This window comes from Maribacter sp., assembly GCA_020629415.1.
In the GTDB taxonomy this organism is placed as follows: Bacteria; Bacteroidota; Bacteroidia; order Flavobacteriales; family Flavobacteriaceae; genus Maribacter; species Maribacter huludaoensis.
Genome location: JAHDDL010000043.1, coordinates 11,308 through 29,044, shown reverse-complemented (window position 1 = coordinate 29,044; position 17,737 = coordinate 11,308). Strand labels below are relative to the sequence as shown.

General features: G+C 35.7%; 9 protein-coding genes. 1 reads left to right on the top strand and 8 read right to left on the bottom strand.

Annotated features, from left to right (window positions below; translation table 11 throughout):
* Nucleotides 1-127 precede the first annotated feature (127 nt).
* Nucleotides 128-1,582: a right-handed parallel beta-helix repeat-containing protein gene (locus QZ657_RS14660; RefSeq protein WP_291967831.1), complete on the top strand. Its 1,455-nt coding sequence runs from the start codon at nucleotides 128-130 to the stop codon at nucleotides 1,580-1,582.
* A gap of 38 nt (nucleotides 1,583-1,620) precedes the next feature.
* Here the strand turns inward: QZ657_RS14660 and QZ657_RS14655 are convergent, their stop codons facing one another.
* From QZ657_RS14655 to QZ657_RS14620, 8 genes are all read right to left on the bottom strand, one after another.
* Nucleotides 1,621-2,556: a nucleotide-diphospho-sugar transferase gene (locus QZ657_RS14655; RefSeq protein ID WP_291961600.1), complete on the bottom strand. Its 936-nt coding sequence runs from the start codon at nucleotides 2,554-2,556 to the stop codon at nucleotides 1,621-1,623.
* Nucleotides 2,553-3,437: a glycosyltransferase family 2 protein gene (locus QZ657_RS14650; protein WP_291967832.1), complete on the bottom strand. Its 885-nt coding sequence runs from the start codon at nucleotides 3,435-3,437 to the stop codon at nucleotides 2,553-2,555. The genes QZ657_RS14655 and QZ657_RS14650 overlap by 4 nt, the downstream gene beginning before the upstream one ends.
* 22 nt (nucleotides 3,438-3,459) lie before the next feature.
* Nucleotides 3,460-4,827: a lipopolysaccharide biosynthesis protein gene (locus QZ657_RS14645; RefSeq protein ID WP_276471422.1), complete on the bottom strand. Its 1,368-nt coding sequence runs from the start codon at nucleotides 4,825-4,827 to the stop codon at nucleotides 3,460-3,462.
* Complete coding sequence (locus tag QZ657_RS14640) at nucleotides 4,827-5,801, bottom strand: hypothetical protein (RefSeq protein WP_276471421.1); 975 nt, start codon at nucleotides 5,799-5,801, stop codon at nucleotides 4,827-4,829. The genes QZ657_RS14645 and QZ657_RS14640 overlap by 1 nt, the downstream gene beginning before the upstream one ends.
* Before the next feature lie 330 nt (nucleotides 5,802-6,131).
* The gene (locus tag QZ657_RS14635) at nucleotides 6,132-8,450 is read right to left on the bottom strand and encodes a GumC family protein (protein ID WP_276471420.1); all 2,319 of its coding nucleotides are present in this window, start codon (nucleotides 8,448-8,450) and stop codon (nucleotides 6,132-6,134) included.
* 111 nt (nucleotides 8,451-8,561) lie between these two features.
* Nucleotides 8,562-9,353 carry a polysaccharide biosynthesis/export family protein gene (locus QZ657_RS14630; RefSeq protein ID WP_291961605.1) on the bottom strand — a complete coding sequence of 264 codons (792 nt, stop codon included), beginning with the start codon at nucleotides 9,351-9,353 and terminating at the stop codon, nucleotides 8,562-8,564.
* Between the two features lie 202 nt (nucleotides 9,354-9,555).
* Nucleotides 9,556-10,248, bottom strand: coding sequence for a 4'-phosphopantetheinyl transferase family protein (locus tag QZ657_RS14625; protein WP_291967830.1), 693 nt, complete (start codon nucleotides 10,246-10,248; stop codon nucleotides 9,556-9,558).
* A 39-nt stretch (nucleotides 10,249-10,287) separates the two neighbouring features.
* Nucleotides 10,288-17,661, bottom strand: coding sequence for a non-ribosomal peptide synthetase/type I polyketide synthase (locus QZ657_RS14620; protein WP_291967829.1), 7,374 nt, complete (start codon nucleotides 17,659-17,661; stop codon nucleotides 10,288-10,290).
* Nucleotides 17,662-17,737 lie beyond the last annotated feature (76 nt).

Below are 17,737 nucleotides of genomic sequence, written 5' to 3'. Positions count from 1 at the left end.
AATTACCGTTAATCGAACTTCATATAACATGAACAACATTACCTAAGAAATCTAGTTATCTAAAAGGAGTAGGTATTTTCAACTAAGCAAGAATATACAGTTCATGGTTAGTAAAAAAAATAGGATTATGGTTAAAGCTAGATTTCAAACTATGTACTTCAATTCTTCGGTAGTTTTTCTAATGTTATTTGCGTTACCTCTATTGCAATTAGGATCATGCACGTCTGACCAAGATATCCTTAGCGAAACCATCATAACCGATCGTACTACAGAAGAATCCATTTTTATTCCACTTCTTAGAATTACCGAATTTAGCATTCAATCTGTTGACAACCAAGGTCTGAATACGGATATAATAGGTGTAATAGATGAAGATAAAAATCTGATATATGTTGAAATAGACACCAGTAGCACTACTACACTTGCATTGAAACCAACCATTACCGTAGATTCTGCTTCAACGGTCATACCCGATACCGATACTCCACAAGATTTTAGCGAAGAAGTGACCTATACCGTTACTTCTGATGCTGGCGAAGAAGAAAATTATACGGTTATACCTACCATAACGGAATCTGTAAATGAAGAACCCGAAATTGTAGAATCCCCATGTACGAACATCCATCAGGAGTCCGGTCCAATAATCGTTACCGAAAACAACCAGCGAATTGAAAACCTGCATATAAGAACATCAAACCAACATGGTATAGAAATTAATGATTTTAGCGGTGTAGTCATATCAAACTGTATCATAGAATACACCGGTGCCTTTGTGGGCATCAAATTTGCCAGGGCAAATAATCTGACCATAGAAAATAGCTATATAAAATATACGGATGCCCCTGCTACCGGACCTTTACCTGATGCCACCAGAAATTGCATAGAAGGATTTGCTTCCGAAAATTTGATCCTATCACATGTTAAGGTAGAAGATGGCTCTACCGGTATTAGATTGGACCAATGTGATGAATCTGTATTGACCTTTATTGAAGGCCACAATATGAGGGGTCCTTTTCCAAGAGGGCAATTGGTACAATATGATAAATGCATAGGTGGATTATTGGAGAATTTTTCGGTAATCAATGACAGGGAAATTGCATGGACAGAAGACAATGTTAGTGTCTATAAAAGTGCCGGACAGCAAATAAAGAAAGGATTGATCGTAGGCAACAACAGCCCAAGGGGCGTTGGTGTCATGTTCGAAGACCAGAATACGGAAGGTGCACGCGGCGGCACTGGCGGACTTGTGGAAGATGTTGACTTTTTGCAGATGGGCAATGGTGTTGCATCATCAGTTGAAGGTTCTGGAAATGTAACCTTTAACAGATTACGTGCAAAAGAAATAATCTGTGGAGAATTAGGTCAAAATAGAGGTGTACCGGAATCTGGCTCATTGATATTTGCAGCTTTTGATACTTCTGGCGGCAATAAAATAATTGACTGCCTAGTTTATGGGTCTTGTAACCCAACGAACATCATTTGGCCTGCCTATAGTTTTGAGCAGGCAGATTACAGGGACGATATCGATTTTGAACCAAGAGACCCTATAGTATTGGATTTTGGTTGTACTACAGATAATTAACAGCAACTCCACCCTTAAGTAAAACTTGTTTCATATACTTACCCGCGAGTAGAATACCCCGGTATTCTTAAGAACCCCAATATTTTTCTACGTAAGATAGTCCTTTTGAAAAAGCAATTAAAGTACCTCCTATCTGCCTTGGTATCTCTTATTACAAAATTAGGATGCACCAAAGGAAAGCTTATTTCATGAGCTATATTATGCTGTCTGTCATCGTTTGCACTAATGGTGTGTGTTGCATCTTCCCCAAAACCAAGATTTTGAATCATATTTTGATGGGGTATGATAGATAGGCCGGAATTGACCAGTTTTGTATAATCCCACTGATAGTCCCACCATGAAACATCTTTGGCCTTCATTGTTTTTTCAATCTTACTAAGTCTGTATTTCTTTTCAATGAAGTTAGAGAAATAGTTGTCGAAGTATCCTTTCTTCTTTAATTCCGGATACGTTGACACTTCATAGTCATAATGTTTCCAAGCTCTGCGCCAACTTGCCCAGCCCCATTCATGACTAAAATAAGAGAAGTAGTAAGAGTACTCGGAATCTGACACATAACCATTCTGAAAATTAGAGCCACCAATATGCATTATCTGGCTATTATCCCGATACTTTTCCAACAATTCTGAACAGAACCTAAAAAAACTTTCTGATGGCAAACAATCGTCTTCCAATATAATACCCTCTTCCTCATTTTCAAAAAACCAATCTATGGCAGTTTTGGGACCTAGGCCACAGCCAACATTTTGTTCCCTGAACAACGTTTTAACCTCACAGTCCCAATCCACTAAATCTATAATAGCTCTAGTTTCTTTACAGCGTTGATCATCTTTACCATTACTTCGTGGTCCATCTGCCGCAACGTAAAGTTTCTTAGGTTGCGCCTTCCGTATCATTTCAAATACCCTCTTTGTTTGCTCAGGTCTATTGAAAATGATAAAAAGTACTGGTGCTTGTGGTGTAGTTGTTCTCATTTTAAATAGTCTTTATTTTTAAATAATTGCCAAATAATAGGGAACAAGGTCTTACCCCACAACAATATAAACGCTTGTGGCAGGTGTAAAGGAAAATGTGTTTTAACAAATTGTAAATATTCTTTGTACGATAATCCTGTAGGACTATACAAGTACTTGATTCTATCCATTAAATTACTTTTTTGGGTTAGCCAATTTACGCCATGATCGTTGACACAGTACCCACAACTTGCACTAGAAATATAGGTATTTATACCACTATCCAAAGCCTTTAAGGTATAATCAAAATCTGCGATACCATGGGTATAGCTTTCCGTAAGCGAACCAATTTCTTCATAAACGGCCTTGGGTACCAACATAATATTGGCGTTGCCCAATTCGCACTTTTGCGGAAACTCGTTATTTGGTATCAACATTTTGCTTTTAAACGTAAGTCTGTTCAGTAGTTGATGCCCACCGTATGAAATCTTTTTAGTATCTGGATCTAAAGTGGGCCCTACAACAATACTTTTAGGCTCATTAGTATATTTTAGGTCGCTGAACAAGCGTGTAATAGTATCTTCAAAAACAATAGTATCATCATTTAACAGTAAATAATAATCTGTATTTTTTTCGTGCTCATTTGCAAACTTCCAAGCTTTACGCATACCGCCGGCCCAGAAAAGATCTCCGGAACCTTGTATGATATGAAGGTTTTCAAATTTTCCTTGTAAATAATCCGTAGTACCGTCCGTACTACCATCATCTACCAAGAAAATCTTCAATTCAAAATTATCATCCAAAGTACATTTAGACAATGCTTGCAAACAGCTATACGTTTTCATCTTACGGTTGTGACATGTAAGCAAAACACTAATTATTTTCTTTTCTTTAGTTGACATCATCTCTATATTATTTCAACTCTTAAGCTGGTAACTTTCGATTTTTTCTCATTTCTACATACACTTGGTACGGTGCAACGAGTAACCCGTTGACATTGGTAACTACTATTGCCATACATATTCCAAAAATTCCATAACCCATTTCTACAGAAAGAAAATAAGCTATTGGCACAAAAAATATGATTACAAATATGGATATATAGAACTGTAAATTAACCTTGCCCATACCATTGAGCACACTGATAAATATTTCTGAAAAGCAGTTGGACAGCACAATAAGAACAACACCCAACGAGGTTATGAACGGTATGGTTATGATATCACCGATCCATAAATTATAGATGGTAGGCGCCAATAACAGCCCGATCAAACAGCCTACGGCAATTACGCCCCAAATAAGCAGTAGCTTTTTAATTAATTTTTTAATCCAAGTATAATCATTGTTTACTTGGGCATTGGTTACGGAACTCCACACCGGACTTAATATGATACCAAATATCAAAGAAGCAACACTGAAGAGCTTAAAGGCAATATTGAATTCCGTTACCTTTTCTGGGGTAAAGTATTTACTTATTAAAAAATTACTTGTTTGAAACTGCACCATGTAGGCAATGTTCAAAAAGAAAAATTTGATACCAAGGGAAAAGATAGACCCTAAGGTATCCATAGTAGGTTTTTCTATTTTCTGTATTAAATCCGGTCTTTGTACTACAAAGAAATATGCGGTAAATAGAAATATGGAGAGTACATTACTACCCATAACCACAAAACCTAAATTAAACAAAGAAGGCTCTGAGAATTCCCTTAGGTACAGAATACCCATTAAGCCCAGTACATTACCCAGTAAAATTGTTCTAGCAATCATTGCGGGCTTTTGCAGGGCAAATTGTATAGGATTATAAATTTGAAAAATAAACTGTAAGCTAAAAAAAGATATTAATAGGAACACCAACTGTTGTAGTTCTGTACGGTACGATGCATCTACACCCAAAAATTCATCCCATTTCACTTGATCCGTAAATATCACGTTTAAGATAAATATGATGGTCGATATCAATATTAAAACGGCCGCAGTGGTATGAACCAGTTTACGCTGCTCCTTAATATCATCTAGCGCTACGGCTTCCGAGAATTTATTGCGTAGACCGTTGCCAAAACCAATATCCAACAGGGTAAACCATGTTAATACGGAACTTAACGTTAACCAAATACCGTAACGTTCCGCGTTTACAAAATTTATAACCAAAGGAACGAACAAGAAGTTAATGGCCGTACCCAAGCCTCTTAAAATCAACGAAGAAAAAACATTCTTAATCAACAGACTAGTCCTAGAATTTCCTTGGAAATAAGATTGAATAAGCACTTTTATGGAATTAAACCTTTTGACCATTATAAATTTTCGGTTTTTTGCAATGCTAAGTATTTAGTTCTGTAATAAAAGGACAAAGCTGAAAAATCTTTGTTTTTAAATGTCGGTAAAAATATGAACATGACACATATAGGTAGCATAAGAATAGGTTCACCAAAACTTAGAATTATCAATATAAGTATAGCATAGACTACATACTCCATTTTTCTTAAATAAACCTTACAAAGTTTACCATATCGATAGAGCAACACGAACAGGCCTACAACCCCGAATTTTGTGATAAAATCCATTATACCATTAGATATATTTACATTGTATTCATTGATATAATACTCGTCATACTGATTACTGACCCCTAAGAAAAGTTTCCAGTCAAACTGTTCATAAAGAAAAATTACACTGGCAAATCTATTTAAAGGTATTTGTCTTTGCACATCTTCGTAATAGTTGGACAATTGTTCCAGCTCTTTTAGGTCCCTAATATCTTGATCATAGATTTCAACAATTTTTTCTCCTAAAAAAGGCACGTTAGGAATGGCTATTGCAAACACGATCGCAAACACGATTATTGCCACTTTACTTCCTTTGTTAAGTACTCTGTACCTTAAGAAAAATAATAGGAACACCCCTAAATATGCCGTTGTGGACACCGTAGTTAAAATTGCCAACGTAATGATGAAGGCCTCTTTATTCAGCTTGAAATTATTTATTAGGAAATTAAATAATAAGGCCAATGTCAAAAATGAACCAAAAGCACCAGGTTCCCAACAAAAACCAGAATTTCTATAATAATGAACAGTATCATATGTAAATATTAAAAAGTTAGTATAACGTAAAGAAAATGTTTCTACGGTAACACTTTCAAATGCTTTACCTATTGCCTTTACTATTGCACCGTCTTGATAAAATTGTACTACATAAAATACAAGGGATATCAATGCCAAATGTGAAATTACCTTTACCAAATAGTATAATGTCTTTTCCTTTAAGATCAAACAGAACAAATAAGATGTTAAGACAAATTTGAAAAAATAAAATATATCGCTCTTTAAATAATCTGTAGGCAATTGATTTAATTTAAATCGGAATAAGATATAGATGAAAAAAATTACAATACTTAATATAAAAAACTGTACATCTTTTTTCTTTACCCTATTAAACTTAAGGGCAATTATTATCATAAACACCTCTAAACAAAACCAAGCTAAATTACTTTTAACTAAGATATTTGCTTTAGAAGCGAACAGTAAAAAGAATAAAGTGACAATATAATTTATATTCATTTTTGTTTTTCCTTGAGCTTAGTATTATAGATAATGATCAACCTATTTATTAGAACTAACATCATTCATTACTACCATTGGGTTCTTGAATTTTTTGTTGGTTCTAACATCTTCTATAATACTTAAATCTTCTAGCTTAGAATGTCCAGACCTTACCATATAAAGGCAACAATCCGTGTACTTTGATAATGCAAGGGTATCTGCCAATGTTTTTATAGGTGACGAATCAATTAGGATATAATCGAACTCTTTTCTTAACTGTTCCATTAACTCTTCCATTTTCTTAGAGCCAAAAGACTCCAGGCCATCTATTTTTTCATTTCCTAAACCAATAGCAAATAAATTGGCATTTCCACTAACCGGAATTAAAAGATCATTTACGGTAATGGTATTATAGGGTTGATTAAGGTAATTGGTAACACCAAATTCCCTTTTTGTCTCCCCTAAGGTTTCAATAAGTTCCGGGTTATGTTTATCCAATTCCAAAATCACCACTTTAGAACTTGATGATGCCAATGCTACACCCATATTAGAAGAGAAAAATGTTTTTCCCTCACCTTTTATTGCAGAGGTAACCAAAACGGTCTGCACTTTCTTTTTCGACAAAATAAAGTCCAAGTTCATTCTCATCATTCTAAAACCTTTTGCCAAGGCACTTACTTCCTCCCCTTTTTCTATTAAGTTTTTTCTAGAATTATTATGTGCAATTTCACCTATAACCGGTACACTTGTTCTTTTCTCAATATCTTTGGCACCCTTTACTTTGGTATTTAAAATATCTTTTAAATGAATGATACCTATTGGTAACGCAAGAGCCATCAATAAAGCTATTAGCACATATAATTTTTTACTTGAAGAACCAGACTCATAATCCGTAATGGCTTTATCTATTACAGTAAAATTATCTTGTTTGGCGCCAACCATTAAAGCAGCTTCCTCTCGCTTTTGAAGTAGGTATAAAAACAAATTTTCCTTTATTCCCTGTTCTCTACTAATTTCAAGCAATTGACGTTGCATTGACGGTATCCTCTGTTTTTTCTCCGCAAATTCATCAGACCTGTTCTTGATACTGGCAATGGTTGTACGCAAACTTTGCTTAGAAGTAGAAAGGCTACCTAGAATATTACGCTTTAATTGTGCCAATTGATCTCTAATATCAACCATTCTCGGGTTGTTTTCCGGCACTGTTCGTTGCAACCTTTTTCTATCTATCTGTAACTTGTTATAACTATCTATTAAATACGTTAGGTTAGAACTAGATACATTTAAAGAGTTGATAGTAGACTCATTATCTCCCCTTTTTAAATTACGTTCAATTGAACTCAATACTTTCAATTCAATTTCAGAATCTGCCAATTTGCGATCATAATCAATTTCTTGTTCAGAAAAAGAATTTGCATCCAATTCAACATTGGCGAGCTCATTCTCTGTTTTAAACTGAGCTACGTTCATTTCTACTTCACTAAGTTCTGCAGAAAGGCTGTTTAAACGATTATCTATAAATTTTACATTTTCTAATGCAATGGCATTTTTTTCTAAAAACGCTTTATACCCGTACATTTCAACCAAACCGTTGATAATGTCCTCACCTTTTTCAGGATTTGATTCTTTTAACACGATGTTTATAACTGAAGCATCTTTATTTACAACATATACGTTCAAAGCTTTTTTAACATAATCGTGTGCCAGCTCATCAATATCCCTAAATTCAACTACAAATTCTTTAGCTGTTGAGACTGACTTGTTATTTGCCACTAAATGGAAGTTACCATATGGTTTTTCAATCTTATAACCATAATTGTATTTGTTAAAACCATAAGATGAACTTGTAGAACTTAAAACATCCCCGGCATCTTCAAACTCTTCGGAAACACTAAAGCTATCGCTACCTTCAATTTTAATCTTTAAAGTGGTGTCATATGCTAATGGAAACAACGTGTCTACCACAATTTTGAAAGGCAATTGAGACCCGTACAATTCTGTTTCCGGAAAAACATCCGGAGTCATTACTTTACCCTGCAATGACAAACTGTCCAATACGGAGCGCATTAAATGTACAGAAGTAAGTACTTCAATTTCATTGTTTACTTTTTCTGAATTACTAAACGGATTATTGTTTACCAGGTTGTTACCAGAGGCATCAATATTAGAGGTTTCGTTATTCAAAAGTATTTTGCTGGTTACCTCATATGAGGTATTCACAAACTGCAAAGCAAGAATTGCCAATGTCAAGAAAACAATCAAGGAAATTAAGAACAACTTCCATGATTTAAGGTATTTGCTAAATAGTGCTTTCAAATCAAAATTTTCTTCATTTTCTTTAGAAGATAGTTGTGAATCGAAATATTCCTTTTCGGTCATTACATTCAATTTTATAAGGTAATTAAGCTACAGTACCTATAACCAATTTAAATTGGCTCCAGGAACTTAAGTTTTAAGTAAACTGTTTTTTATTGGCATATATTGTTACGTTTACTTAAAAGTAGAAATAGAGATTACCGCCAATGATAAAGAGCCTAGTATTACAGAAAACCATTGGGCAGCATTAGAGGTGTTTCTAACCTTTCTATCGTTTGGCTGCACGTACACAATATCATTTGGTTTTAGATAATAGTTAGGTGAGGTAAATAATTCGTCTGAAGTCAAATCTATTCTCTTGGTGCTTTTAATACCATCTTCTTCGCTGATCAGCAACACATTGTTGCGTTGTGCATAAATCGTCATATCACCGGCCATACCTAAAGCTTCCAATAAAGTTACTTTCTCATTAGGGATTGTAAATACAGCAGGCTGATTTACCTCTCCCAATACAGAAACTTTAAAGTTCATAAAACGGATATCCACAATTGGCTCCATTAATAATCTTTTAGAAATCAACTCACCTCTAATATATTCTCTCAGTTCTTTTTTGGTCAACCCAGATACTTCTATTTTACCCAAAACTGGAAAACGTATGTACCCGTCTTGATCTATTAAATATCCTGTAGGTTGTGCTCCTCCAGATTTATTGGCAAGATTGAACATCTCTGTTACTTCTGCATTTAAACTGGTTATATTTATACTTAACAAATCGTTCTTTTGCAAAATAGGCTCTAAAGGCTCAAAATAAGTTGCGAACGAGTTGTTGCCCACCTCATTAAAGTAAGATGATTTTTTAGCACTGCCACACGATGTAATTTGTAATGCAACTACCAGTAGCAAAGAAAATTTAAGCAGATTGGCTTTTGTTCTTTTTAGGTTAATTTGGGAGAATACAGCTTTCATAAAATAAATAATTTGTAGCTTTTAGTTAATGTTCATAGTGAACTTCAAAATTAATTTAAACAAAAACCTGTTTCATCTTTATTCCGATATTCTAGTTTATAAAATCGTCGTAATAAAGAATTACGGTAATTCTAACCTGACTACGGCGTAGTTTAAATTAAGGGGAGAACACTTTAACGGCCAAATGCGATGTTTACCGCCATTATTTAAAAGACCTGAAATTGTATAACGACATAAAATCCGATAAATTTGATGAACCGATTTTAATTATCTCCATTTTATCATCAGATAAATAAGTGTTGGTGGCCGTATGACACTTGTATGCAGCACCTAAAATAGACTCCTTTACATAATAGCGTTGTTTGTCTACCAGAGTAACATTATCTATTATTTCAAAAGAATCTAAAGGTATATTCAAGCCAGACCCATAACATTTTACAACAGCTTCTTTTTGGGTCCAATACGTATAAAACTGTTGCAGTTCATTTGATGAATTTATTATAGCATCATATTCTACCTGCGAAAATTGACCTTTAAAATCTTGGATATTTACATCATTGATCTTCTCCACATCTACACCTACCTCACCTACAGATGTAATTGCGCAAACAATTACATCATTGGAGTGTGATATGTTGAATTTGATAGCCGAATTTTCTATAAAGGGTTTTTTATCCTTTGTAAAATTCATTTTGAGGTCGTCTATATCTATTTGATATAAATTCTTTAATCCGTATGCCAAAAGCAATCTTCCCAATATGGTAGATTTTGCATCTTGCCAACGTTTATACTTTTCAAACTTAGTTACAAATTCCTCCGAAAAACAAAGCCGAGCCTCAACAAAAAAAGAATCGTTTTTTTCTTCGGTTAAATTTGTAAACAATAAATATGTCATTTAAACGGTCATTGCTAAGTTTAAAACCTTTTCTGTTCTTTAGATGTCGATTTTTAAGTATCCGCTTTCTTGACTAGCATCTTCAACATACCAAGCAGGTTGCCCTTTTTCATCTCTACCCAAACGCGCACCAGGAACCGGTGGTGTATTTAATTTTTCAAAAGACGATTTTGTGTTTGTAACGTGATTACCGTTTACCCCCTCTTTAGAAAGTATACCTACGGCTACCAATTCATTTACAGAAGACAATAAGGTTTTCATTAAGAAATCAACATCATCACTAGTATATACAGTGGTCAAGAAACAAGGGAAACCGTCCCAAATATGAATACCTTTTTCACGCATGCTAACAAAAAGCAATTCTGAATACGGAATGTCTTTCTTGAACTTTAACCTCCATAACGAACCAAAATAAGTAATCTCTATGGGTAGACCTTCTTTAGTAAATGTATCGTTCAAGCTTTTGGCCATGCGTTCTGTCATAGCGGATATATTTGCCTGCAGACTTGGACCTTGCTCTTTCATATATAACAAAGAAGCTTTAGAGGAAGCCAAAGCCAATGGGTGACGTACAAAAGTACCTGCAAAATAAGTTACCCCTACTTCAGGATACGAATCATCACCATATTGCCAAAAACCGCCATCAAGCGCATCCATAAACTCTTTTTTACCTACAATGGCACCAATGGAAACTCCACCGCCCATAACTTTACCGTAGGTAGCTAAATCTGCCTTTACATTGAACAACGCCTGTGCTCCACCAGGATGCATTCTAAAGCCGGTGATTACCTCATCAAAAATAAAGGCAATCCCTTCTTTACTTGTTACCTCTCTTACGTTCTTTATAAATTCTATAGGCTGAAACTCCGGTCTACGACTTTGAACAGGTTCTATTAGCACTCCCGCAATTTCATGGGCTCTATCTTTAATTATCTGTAAACTTTCGTCGGTACCATAATCTAAAATCAACATGTTCTGTACAGCTTCTGGCATAATACCTGCTGCCGCCGGAAAAGTCTTTTTCTTTTGAGACCCCCTTACAATTCCCTCATCATTAATACCATGATAGGCACCGGTAAATGCTACAATAAGTGAACGCCCCGTAACCGTACGGGCAATTCTCATAGCTCCAAGAACCGCTTCTGAACCGGTATTACACAAAGCGGCCCTGTCATGACCGGTAAACTCACATAAAAGATCACAAACCTCGCCCGCCAATGGATGTTGAGGACCTACCTCATACCCTAATTCAATTTGATCGTGCATCGCTTTCTTTATGAAATCTGGTTGATAACCAAAAAAGCAAGAACCAAAACCGTTCAAGGCATCTATATATTCATTACCATCTACATCCCACAATCGGTTACCTGTAGATTTACCGATTACTACCGGATACACTAATTCTTTAGTTAATGGCTTAAATCCTGATACTACTCTAGGATCTGCCATTTTAGCTCTATTGTCTTGAGCGTAATTTTTACTGCCAATAGTTTTGGCATTGTACTTTTCCGTAAGTTCCTTTAAGTATTGCGATTGGGCCTGATCTAAACCTGTGGATTGTCTCTCAATTTTTGGCGAAGCCCCAAAAGGCTTTTTATGTTCCAATTTTTCTTGTTCCGAAAGTGAATCCAAATTCATTACCGGTTTAACCTCTTTTGCCGGAACAGGCTTTTGAACGGCAACAGGTTGTGGAGCTGGGGTTACCGTATTACCCTGTAACAACTGAAGCTGTCTACTCAATAAATTAAGCTGCTCACCTATTAGGCCAATGGCCGTTTGATTGGTTGCAGAAGTATTAAAATTGGCTGGCATAGCTTGTTGCACATGGTTAACGGCGGCAACCGACTGAGGAGCTGCCTCGGCAATTGGTTGTGGCGCCATAACATCTGCCGGTAAGTTCTTATCCAAGTAATTGGCCAAAAGCTCTGGTGTGTTTATGTCTTCGTTCAACTGACGAAATGTAATTGGAATCTTAAATTCTTTTTTACAGGTAATGGCCATCTGAGTTAGAATCAAAGAATCTAATCCTAATTCTAAAAAGCTACTGTCCTTGTCCGTTGCTTCAATATCAATTCCGTATGAATTTGAAATTAACTCTGAAATCTTATGTAATATAGAGACGTTTCTCATTGGTGCGGCACTTTTTGGTTTTTCTATTGTTTTAATTAAAGACTGATCGGCATTCAAATAGGCTCTTTCTTTAGGAACAGAGACCACAGGATCGATCCAGCATGGTTTACGGTCAAAAACATACGTTGGTAATCTTAGTTTTTGCCTTTCTTGGTTTTTGTAAAAGGCATTCCAATCTACCGAAAGACCGGTTAGCCAAATTTGACCTAAAGCTTTCAATATGCCATAAAATGAATTCTCATCATTCTTAGTTAACGGCAAAGAAGCCAAGGATTTTATATTTTTTGCGCCTTTATTCTGGCGACTTAAAGTTGTAAGCGTGTTACCGGGACCAACTTCTAGCAATACCACATCTTCTAATTTCACCAGGGTATCCATAGCATCGGAAAATCTTACGGTATCTCTTAAATGGTTTGTCCAGTATACGGCATCTACGGCTTCTTCATTAGTAAGCCAAGTACCTGTAACGGTCGATATTATTGGTATTTGAGGAACATTTAAATTGATATTCTTTACCACATCCCCAAATTCCTCTAAAATTGGGTTCATCATAGAGGAATGAAAAGCGTGACTTGTAGCTATTAAGCGGTATGGTAGCCCCTGTTCTTTTAAAAGCTCACTGAATTTGGTTATTTCATCATCCTCACCTGATACCACGCAAAGCTTTGCAGAATTTACGGCAGCTATTGACAATGTCTTCGGAATTAATTTTTTTAGAGCTTCTTCATCGATTCTTACGGTCAGCATACTGCCTTTTGGAAGTCCGCTAACCAGAATACCTCTCATAGAAACCAGTTTTAAAGCATCCTCTAAACTGAAAACCCCAGCTAAATGAGCACCTACAAATTCACCAAGACTATGTCCACATAGTACAGTTGGGTGTATTCCCCAGCTCATCCATATTTGTGAAAGCGCATATTCAATTGTAAATAGGGCAGGTTGTGTATAACGGGTATCCTTTAGCCTATTCTCCGCTTCTTCAGAAGTTTTATCCTGAAAGATAACCTCCCTTATATCTACTTTTATAATATCTAACAATATATTGGCACAGATATCTACAGCTTCCCTAAAAATACTTTCGCCATCATATAGGTCCTTGCCCATATTTAAATATTGGGAACCTTGACCTGGAAGTAGAAATGCGATTTCACTAGGTACAATTTTTACAATTGAAGATTGTGTAGCCTTTATATCCTTATCCAATAAAACATCAGCAGCTACTTTTGTATCATCGGCTAAAATAAATCTGCGATTATTGAAACTAGCTTTCGTGGTACTTAAAGTATATGCAACATCTGCCAAATTTAATTCTTGCTTAGCATCCATATGACTTTTAAGTGCAGTTTCAAATCCCGCTAAACTGGTCTCTGTTTTTGCTGAAATTGGCAATAATTGCAATGGACGTTGAAATTTTGAAGTCTTTTGCTCCATTTCATATTCCTCTACAACTACGTGGACATTGGTACCACCTACGCCGAACGAACTTACACCGGCTCTTCTAACTCCCTCCACATTCCAATCCGTCAAGGTATTATTGACATAAAACGGACTGTTTTCAAAGTCTATTTCAGGATTAGGTTTATCAAAACCTAAAGAAGGTGGTATTACTTTATGGTTAAAGGCTAAAATGGTTTTTATCAATCCGGTTACACCTGCGGCGGCGGTCAAATGCCCCATATTACTTTTTACGGAACCTATTCCGCAGAAATTCTGCTTCTCCTGTTCACCAAAGGCAAGGTTTAATCCATCTATTTCTATAGGATCACCCAATGGTGTCGCCGTACCATGTGTTTCTATGTAACTGATCGTATCTGGTGAAATATTGGCATCGTTAATAGCCGCTGCAATAGCATTTGCCTGACCTTCTGCACTAGGAGCCGTAAAGCTACCTTTGTGACCGCCGTCATTATTAATACCAACACCTTTTACAACGCCGTAAATAATATCGCCATCCTTTTTAGCCTCTTCTAGATCTTTTAAGATTATAGCTCCTGCACCATCACTAAAAACGGTCCCCTTGGCTTGAGCATCAAAAGGTCTACAATGACCATCTGTACTTAGCATAGATCCTTCTTGATACAAGTGACCGCTGTTCATTGGTGCGGTAATACTAGACCCACCAGCAACAGCAATTTCACATTGTCCGTTACGTATAGCCTCTACTGCCTCGGCAATTGCCAATAACGATGTAGAACAAGCGGAATGTACACTTACCGCCGGACCTTTTAAATCTAATTGATATGCCGTTCTTGATGCTATATAATCTTTTTCATTTGCGGTATCCAACTGCAATTGACCAATAGTTTCTACAACTTCACTATTAGGTAATATGTTCTTTTTATAATAGGTGTTGGTACCCGTACCGGCATACACACCTACCCTACCCTTATAATGCTCAGGTAAATGACCAGATTCTTCTAGTACTTCCCAAGCCAATTCCAAAAATAGACGTTGCTGGGGATCCATAGCTTCCGCAAATTTGGGAGTAAGTCCAAAAAAACGTGCGTCAAATGTTTTCGCTGACGGTACAATACCTCTTGCGGCAACATACAAAGGATCTTTTCGTGTAGCTTCAGGTATACTTTGATCTAATTCTTCTGGAGAGAAAAATGATATAGTTTCCCTTCCATTTTTCAAAACATCCCAAAACTCATCAATATTATTAGCTCCCGGAAATCTACCTGACATAGCAATAATTGCTACATCTTTAGATGAATTTGTATCTTTTTTCTTGTACTTAAATTCCAGTGGTGCATTCTTCTTATTTCCATCAAGAAATAAAGAAAGGGATGCTATAGTCGTATATTGATATAACTTGGTTACAGGTATACGAATACCCGTAGTCTTCATCATGGCATTGGCTACTTTTTGTGCCATGAGTGACGTACCGCCCATTTCAAAGAAATTATCATCTAAACCTATACCGGATATACTTAATTCCTTTTCCCAAATACCCGCTATACTTTGTTCAAGCTTGGTTCTTGGTTTTCTGAAAATTAAATCTGAACTAGATCTTTCATAAGAAGGTTCAGGTAATTTACTTTTATCAATTTTATCATTGGCATTGGTAGGAAATTCATCTACCCACATAAAAAAAGCAGGCACCATAAATACAGGCAATTTCTCCTCAAGAGCTAATTTTAAAATACTTACAGATGGTTTCTCTCCATTGGCCTGCAAATAAGCCACCAACCTAGTTTCACCATCCTTATTTGTATTCGCTAATACAACAGCCCTATTTACACCTGAAATTTCATTTAAGGTAGATTCAATCTCGCCAAGTTCTACGCGGTGGCCCCTAATTTTTACTTGATGGTCTATTCTACCAACGAATTCAAAATTACCATCGGGCAGCAATCTCACCAAATCACCAGAACGATACATTTTCTCGCCAGCTAAAAAAGGATTAGCGGCAAACTTTTGCTCGCTAAGCTCTGGTCTATTTAAATACCCACGTGCAAGACCATAGCCAGAAACACACAATTCTCCAATAACACCAATAGGTTGTAATTGGTCTTGGCTATTTACAACAAAAGCGGATAATGTTGGTATACAATTACCAATATTAGAAACATTGGTTCTTATATCTTCATCATCGATCATTTTAAAGGTTACAAAAACCGTAGTCTCAGTAATACCGTAGCCGTTAACAAACTGTATGGATGGAAAACGCTGGTGCCATTTCTTTAAATATTTCGGAAATAAAGACTCACCACCAAAAATGACATATCTTAATTTTAGATCAACATCACCTTCGGGCAAACTGCCCATAATATTTAAAAAAGAAGAAGGTGTTTGACTAAGGACGGTAACTTTTTCTTTGATCACCAAAGACATGAATTCAAAAGGATCTTTAATGACCGAACTAGAAGGAATAATTAATTTTCCTCCGAAAAGCAGCGCTCCATACATTTCCCAAACCGAAAAATCAAAACAATAAGAGTGGAACATGGTCCAAACGTCAGCTTCATTAAAATCGAATATTGGATTATCATGCACGAACAGACTAACGATATTAGTATGTTCTAACATTACACCTTTTGGTTTGCCCGTGGTACCTGAGGTATATATAATATATATTAAATCAGTAGGACTTAAGTCCACCGTCGTAATTTCAGCTGTACTATAATTGTCGATTGTTGCCTTAAACTCTGCTATTGCTGCTGCGTCTACGGTAAAATCGCAATTACTATCTTCTTTTATATATTCTTTTCGTGAAGCAGGATAGTTAGGGTCTACGGGTACATATGCAGCACCGGCCTTCATGATACCTACCATGCTTATAATAAGCCATTCACTTCTATCTAAAATAAGGCAGGCCAAATTACCTTTGACCGCTCCCTTTTTCTTTATTAAATAATCTGCGAACCTATTTGATAGCTGATGCAGTTCATTGTATGTTAAACTTCTATCTTCATAAACTACAGCAGTCCTATTCGGTGTTTTTTTAGCCTGTTCATTTAATAAATCAACAATTGTTTTTTCCTTAGGATATTCTACATAACGCGAATTGAAATCATTCATGACCGTATCTCGTTCTTTATCTAGAAGAAAATCTATACTTCCTACAGGTATAGATGGCCGTTCAATTAATTTTGGCACTACATTCTTAAAGTGCACCATGAACTGCTCGATAACATTTTTCTCAAAAACATTTTCGTTAAAAACTACTTCTAATTTTAGATGCTCATTAGAACAATCCAATAAAATTTTAATATTTGACAAAGAATCAACATTACCTATAAATTCAATAGCATTGGTATCACTATTATCATTTGTGATTTCAGCTTCATTCTTCAATGAATTTATAGAAAGTACAAAATCTAAAAGTACGTTTTCACCGATCTCGTTTACAAGGTTAAAATCTTCAACAAATTTATCCGTAGGATATGGATTTGCTTTGTTTAATTGTAGTATGCTTTTTGTTTGATTATTTAACGTATTAAAATCTACGGTAGGATCAACAGTATTTCTAAATAGGGATATTGTGTCATCATCTATACTTAAACCAAAAGCAATATCCAATTGATTTGTATACCTCTGTAGCAGAACACCTAATGCAGTAATTAAAAAAGATTCAATACTACCAGAAGCAATATAAGCCTTTATTTCAGAAGTCACCTCAGCAGAGAAGTAGGTGCGCAACAAAGACCCTTGCCGAACGCCATTCTTTACGGCAAGCTTTCTACTGGGCAAGTCTAATAATTTTACATCATCCAATAAAATTTTCTTCCAATATGCTTTAGTAGAATCAGTAATTACATTTTCTTTTTTGGCTTTCATTACAAAACAATAATTAGGTATAGATTTTGGGATTGATATTTACAAATTTGTTCAGGAATAACAATTAAATTCTAAA

Excerpts from the sequence above, each read along its gene's own strand:
- QZ657_RS14630 (WP_291961605.1), bottom strand. The coding sequence starts at position 9,353 with ATGAAAGCTGTATTCTCCCAAATTAACCTAAAAAGAACAAAAGCCAAT.
- QZ657_RS14645 (WP_276471422.1), bottom strand. The coding sequence starts at position 4,827 with ATGGTCAAAAGGTTTAATTCCATAAAAGTGCTTATTCAATCTTATTTC.
- QZ657_RS14650 (WP_291967832.1), bottom strand. The coding sequence starts at position 3,437 with ATGTCAACTAAAGAAAAGAAAATAATTAGTGTTTTGCTTACATGTCAC.
- QZ657_RS14625 (WP_291967830.1), bottom strand. The coding sequence starts at position 10,248 with ATGACATATTTATTGTTTACAAATTTAACCGAAGAAAAAAACGATTCT.
- QZ657_RS14660 (WP_291967831.1), top strand. The coding sequence starts at position 128 with ATGGTTAAAGCTAGATTTCAAACTATGTACTTCAATTCTTCGGTAGTT.
- QZ657_RS14635 (WP_276471420.1), bottom strand. The coding sequence starts at position 8,450 with ATGACCGAAAAGGAATATTTCGATTCACAACTATCTTCTAAAGAAAAT.
- QZ657_RS14655 (WP_291961600.1), bottom strand. The coding sequence starts at position 2,556 with ATGAGAACAACTACACCACAAGCACCAGTACTTTTTATCATTTTCAAT.
- QZ657_RS14620 (WP_291967829.1), bottom strand. The coding sequence starts at position 17,661 with ATGAAAGCCAAAAAAGAAAATGTAATTACTGATTCTACTAAAGCATAT.